The sequence below is a fragment of the Exiguobacterium sp. A1_3_1 genome (assembly GCF_048985645.1).
Lineage (GTDB): Bacteria > Bacillota > Bacilli > Exiguobacteriales > Exiguobacteriaceae > Exiguobacterium_A > Exiguobacterium_A indicum.
In genome coordinates this window covers 1-4,075 of record NZ_WBYY01000228.1, presented here as the reverse complement: position 1 = coordinate 4,075, position 4,075 = coordinate 1, and the positions used below count along the sequence as shown (strand labels likewise).

4 protein-coding genes are annotated in these 4,075 nt (G+C 50.2%); 1 reads left to right on the top strand and 3 read right to left on the bottom strand.

Features of this window, described 5'->3' with window-relative positions:
• Nucleotides 1-193: 193 nt before the first annotated feature.
• From F8N00_RS16660 to F8N00_RS16650, 3 genes are all read right to left on the bottom strand, one after another.
• On the bottom strand, nucleotides 194-1,243 hold the full coding sequence (locus F8N00_RS16660) for an oxidoreductase (protein ID WP_023468306.1): 1,050 nt from the start codon (nucleotides 1,241-1,243) through the stop codon (nucleotides 194-196).
• A 73-nt stretch (nucleotides 1,244-1,316) separates the two neighbouring features.
• Complete coding sequence (locus F8N00_RS16655; RefSeq protein WP_023468305.1) at nucleotides 1,317-1,802, bottom strand: GNAT family N-acetyltransferase; 486 nt, start codon at nucleotides 1,800-1,802, stop codon at nucleotides 1,317-1,319.
• Nucleotides 1,803-2,025: 223 nt separating this feature from the next.
• Entirely contained in the window at nucleotides 2,026-2,898 is an 873-nt protein-coding gene (locus F8N00_RS16650; RefSeq protein WP_058713086.1) for an SDR family NAD(P)-dependent oxidoreductase, read from the bottom strand.
• Nucleotides 2,899-3,058: 160 nt separating this feature from the next.
• Between F8N00_RS16650 and F8N00_RS16645 the strand changes: the two genes are divergently transcribed.
• Nucleotides 3,059-4,075, top strand: a 1,017-nt coding sequence (locus tag F8N00_RS16645; RefSeq protein WP_421018613.1) for a potassium/proton antiporter, incomplete at its 3' end; no start/stop codon positions are given.

Genomic DNA, 4,075 nt, shown 5'->3' with positions numbered 1-4,075 from the left:
AGATGTGTATAAGAGACAGCCTATGGTGTAATTTGGTGACTCGTTCCCCTTTTCCCAACTTTTTGAAAAAATAATCAACATTTCTTTAGAAAAATCTGAAAAATGAGGAACGTCCTTGTTCGTTATATCAAAAAAACTCGATCATGCCTACGGGCACAGTCGAGTTGTCATCTTTCTGAAATCAAAATAAAATTTAATTTTTAATCGTTAAAATATATGGTGATGGTTGCGCAAATGCTTGTTCGAGCAGATGAGCGACGAACAAGGTATCCTCTTCCTTGACTGGTAGCGGCGCGTCCTCGACGATACTACGGTAAAAGGCGCGATACATTTTACCGTAATCGCCAACAGGACTTGGAATCCGGACGTCTTGCAGATGACCGTGTTCGTCGTGATAGATCAAACGCCCATAATCGTCTTCTGAATCCTCACCGAACCCCTCTTCTCCCGGGAAGTAGTTCGCTTTCAGGTCGAGCTCTTGCCGGTCGACGTGTTGTTTGATGAACGTGCCGTTCGTACCGTGTAACATCCACCGGGGTGCCGGGGCAAGTGCGACATGACTCGTCCGAACGCTGACCTTAAGCTCCGGATAATAGAGATCAATCGCAAACGCGTCGTCTGGATTATGCGGCAGTCGAACACTGCGCACGTCAAAGGCGACCTTGTCCGGTTTTCCGAACAAAGCGATGATTTGATCGAGCGTATGGACGCCGAGTCCGTAAAGCGCACCGTTTTCGTGACGCGCATCAGCTGAAGCCGCTTCCGGGCGGAATAGATCAAATTGCGAGACGACCTCGACGAGACGACCAAGTTTCCCGGAACGGATGATTTGCGCAACGACTTGGAAGTCGCTGTCGTAACGTCGGTTTTGATAGGCGAGAATCTTGACGCCTTGCGCATGTGCTTCTGCAAATAGACGCTTCGTCTCCTCTTCCGTCACCGTAAATGGCTTTTCGACGAGCACGTGCTTTTGATGTTGCAGCGCGAGCAACGCGTATTCGAAATGTGTCGCCGGTGGTGTATTGATGACGACGACATCAAGTGCCGGGTCAGCGAGCATTTCGGACAGATCCGTCGTAAAACGGGCATCCGGCAGTCGATCCTGATAGGATGCGAACAGCTCCGGTTTTTCCTTCCGATTGTAAATCCAGGTGACGTGATAGTTGTCCTCGATCATCACGTATGGTAAATGGTAACGGGTCGTACTTTTGCCAAAGCCGATGAAGCCGATATTCAATCGCATCCGATCACTCCTTGAACCGTTCTTTTTCTATTACCATACCAAACGAAACGACCGTTGTCTTGATTGAACCGCTTCAAGCCGTCGCTTCGATGCGTTCATACTCATAAATCGAGAAGCCGTCCCGTGTTCCTTGATGGACGAATCCGAAAGACGTGTAATACGCGTTGAGAAACTCGTTTGAAGCGACACAGTCGAGTCGTAGGATTTCTCCTTCATCCTCTGTCACTGCAATCGCGTGTTCCAGTAGTTTTCGACCGACACCACGTCCTTTTGCGCGGTCGCTGACGACGATTCGATGGATATACAGACCTTCTACATCATCCCACAAGGATTGATCCCATTCGAGCGAAGGAAGCAGGGCAACGGAACCAAGCAGCTCGTTCTGATCCTCAAAGACATACAGGCGGCCGGCTTCTAAATCTCGCGCGACGAGTTGTTCGATGTCTTGCTCCAGATAAGCAGACCACTGGCTACTGCCACTGGCTTTGAGGGAGAGCGCTTTTTGCTCAAGTAGGGTTGCGATGTTTCGAACGTCTTTTGATGTAGCTTGTCGTATCATGTTATTCCTCCTGTTACAAAAAAATTCTTCTCTATCCTAACGAATGTACAGCGAGAAGAAAACCTTTTTGCTTCAAGATTTCATCGTTCCCCATTATTTTGTGATTTTTTTCATATTCCACAATTTTATTTCAATGTAACGTATCCTTTAGGAGTGATCTGACCCCCAGTCGTCACAACGGTAAACGACCGGCTTCCCACGAGCCGGTCGTTTTTTTTGTCATTCAGGCGAGTTCGACCCAGCGGCGCGACAGATTCCGTGCTTGTGCCCGATACTCGTCGTCTTCGACGATCGGATTGCTGAGTCGTGGAGCGGAATCCGCATAGTAGCCGCCGTTGTCAAGCGGATCGTCGGTCGTTGCGAGATAGAGTGCCGTCTTTGCGCCGTATTCCGGCGTATAGAGTTTTCCGGTCCAGTACCCGACTTGCGCGACCGGTTTGAGTAACGTCTTCATCACTTTGCCGTACTTGCCGCGATAGAACAAATCCGTATTGACGATCCCCGGGTGGACGCTGACGAACGTGATCCGGTCGCCGTGTGTTTCAGCCAGTTCACGCATATGAATCATTTGCAGGAGCTTTGATTCGCGGTAAGAACGCATCGGACTATAGTGTTCTTTTTTGACGTGAGCGATCGCCTCAAGTTCGACGTCGGTCCGAATCAAGCCACCTTCACCTGCGAGCGACGAAATCGAGATGACGCGCGGGTCGTTCCCTTTCTCAAGTAACGGCAATAAGCGCTCAATCAAATAGAAATGACTCAAGTAGTTGACCTGGAATTGTGATTCGAAGCCGTCCTTCGTGACATGATACGGCGGTACCATGACACCGGCGTTTAAAATCAAGCGGTCGATGCGACCCACTAAATCAAACAGACGATCCGCGAAGCGACGGACGGAGTCCAGTTGATCGAGTTGGACGATCTCGATTTCCAGGTGCGTATGCGATACACCATGTTCCCGCAGTAGTTGCACGAGTGCCGTCGCTTTTTTCTGCGAACGGACGGTAGCGATGACCCGATCTCCTCGTTCCAATAATTCTTGAATCGTGACCATCCCCATGCCGGAGTTGGCACCCGTGACGATACAGATGTTCATCCCTTTTCCTCCTTGTGTTCCGTATTGAACGCAAATAGTTCTGTTTCTAGTTTTCCTTTTTCTTTTCGTTTGTACACCTTGTTTTGACGTTATTTTTCGGAATTTTCAAAAAGTAACGTATACTAAAAGGAGAACATGTTATCACGAAAGAGGTGGTCGGATGGAAGAAGGGACGATCTTATTCGTCGCAGGAACGTTACTATTGATTGCGATCATCACGACGAAGTTTGCCGTCCGGTTAAATGTACCGACGTTGATCCTGTTCGTCGTCGTCGGGATTGTGGCAGGGTCAGATGTCACAGGAATCATCAACTTTGGTGATTTCGAGCAAGCTCGTCTCTTTGGGACGATGGCGCTCGTGCTGATTCTGTTTGACGGTGGCTTGCATACGAAGTGGACACACTTCCGGAAAATTCTCCCCGCTGCCCTGTCGCTTGCGACCGTCGGGGTCCTGGCAACGACCGGGATCATTGCCATCGTTGCGTATCTATTACTTGATTTTTCTTGGCCGGTCGCGCTATTGATCGGCGCGCTCGTCGGCTCGACTGATGCGGCTGCTGTTTTTTCCCTGCTCAGTGGACGACCGGTCGATGCCAAAGTCAAACATACGCTCGAAGCGGAGTCCGGAACGAATGATCCGATGGCCGTCTTCCTGACAATCTTGTTCACATCGTTTGCGTTAGCGCCGGAATCGTTCTCGATCGGTGCGGGTATTCTTTCCTTCATCTACGAGATGGGACTCGGGACGCTAGTTGGTCTTGCGATCGGGTATCTCGTCACACAACTGCTGAACCGGATCGAGTTGCCATCGTCCGCCCTTTATCCGACGCTTCTGTTCAGTGGGGCGCTCTTCTCGTATGGTCTCGCGACGATTTTGCACGCCAGTGGGTTTCTCGCCGTCTATTTGACCGGGATCTGGATCAACAATCATGACATGATCTACCGCGAGACGCTCAAACGATTCAGTGGCAGCTTGTCGCATTTAGCAGAGATCGGCATGTTCATCATGCTCGGACTGCTCGTCTTTCCAAAACAATTACTCGATCCTCGGACCTTGTTCGTCTCGGCCGTCATCGTTCTGACCTTGATCCTGCTTGCTCGTCCACTTGCCGTCGTCTTGTCGTTGCTGCCGTTTCGATACACGGTCAAAGAACAGAGTGTCATCACGGCAGCCGGA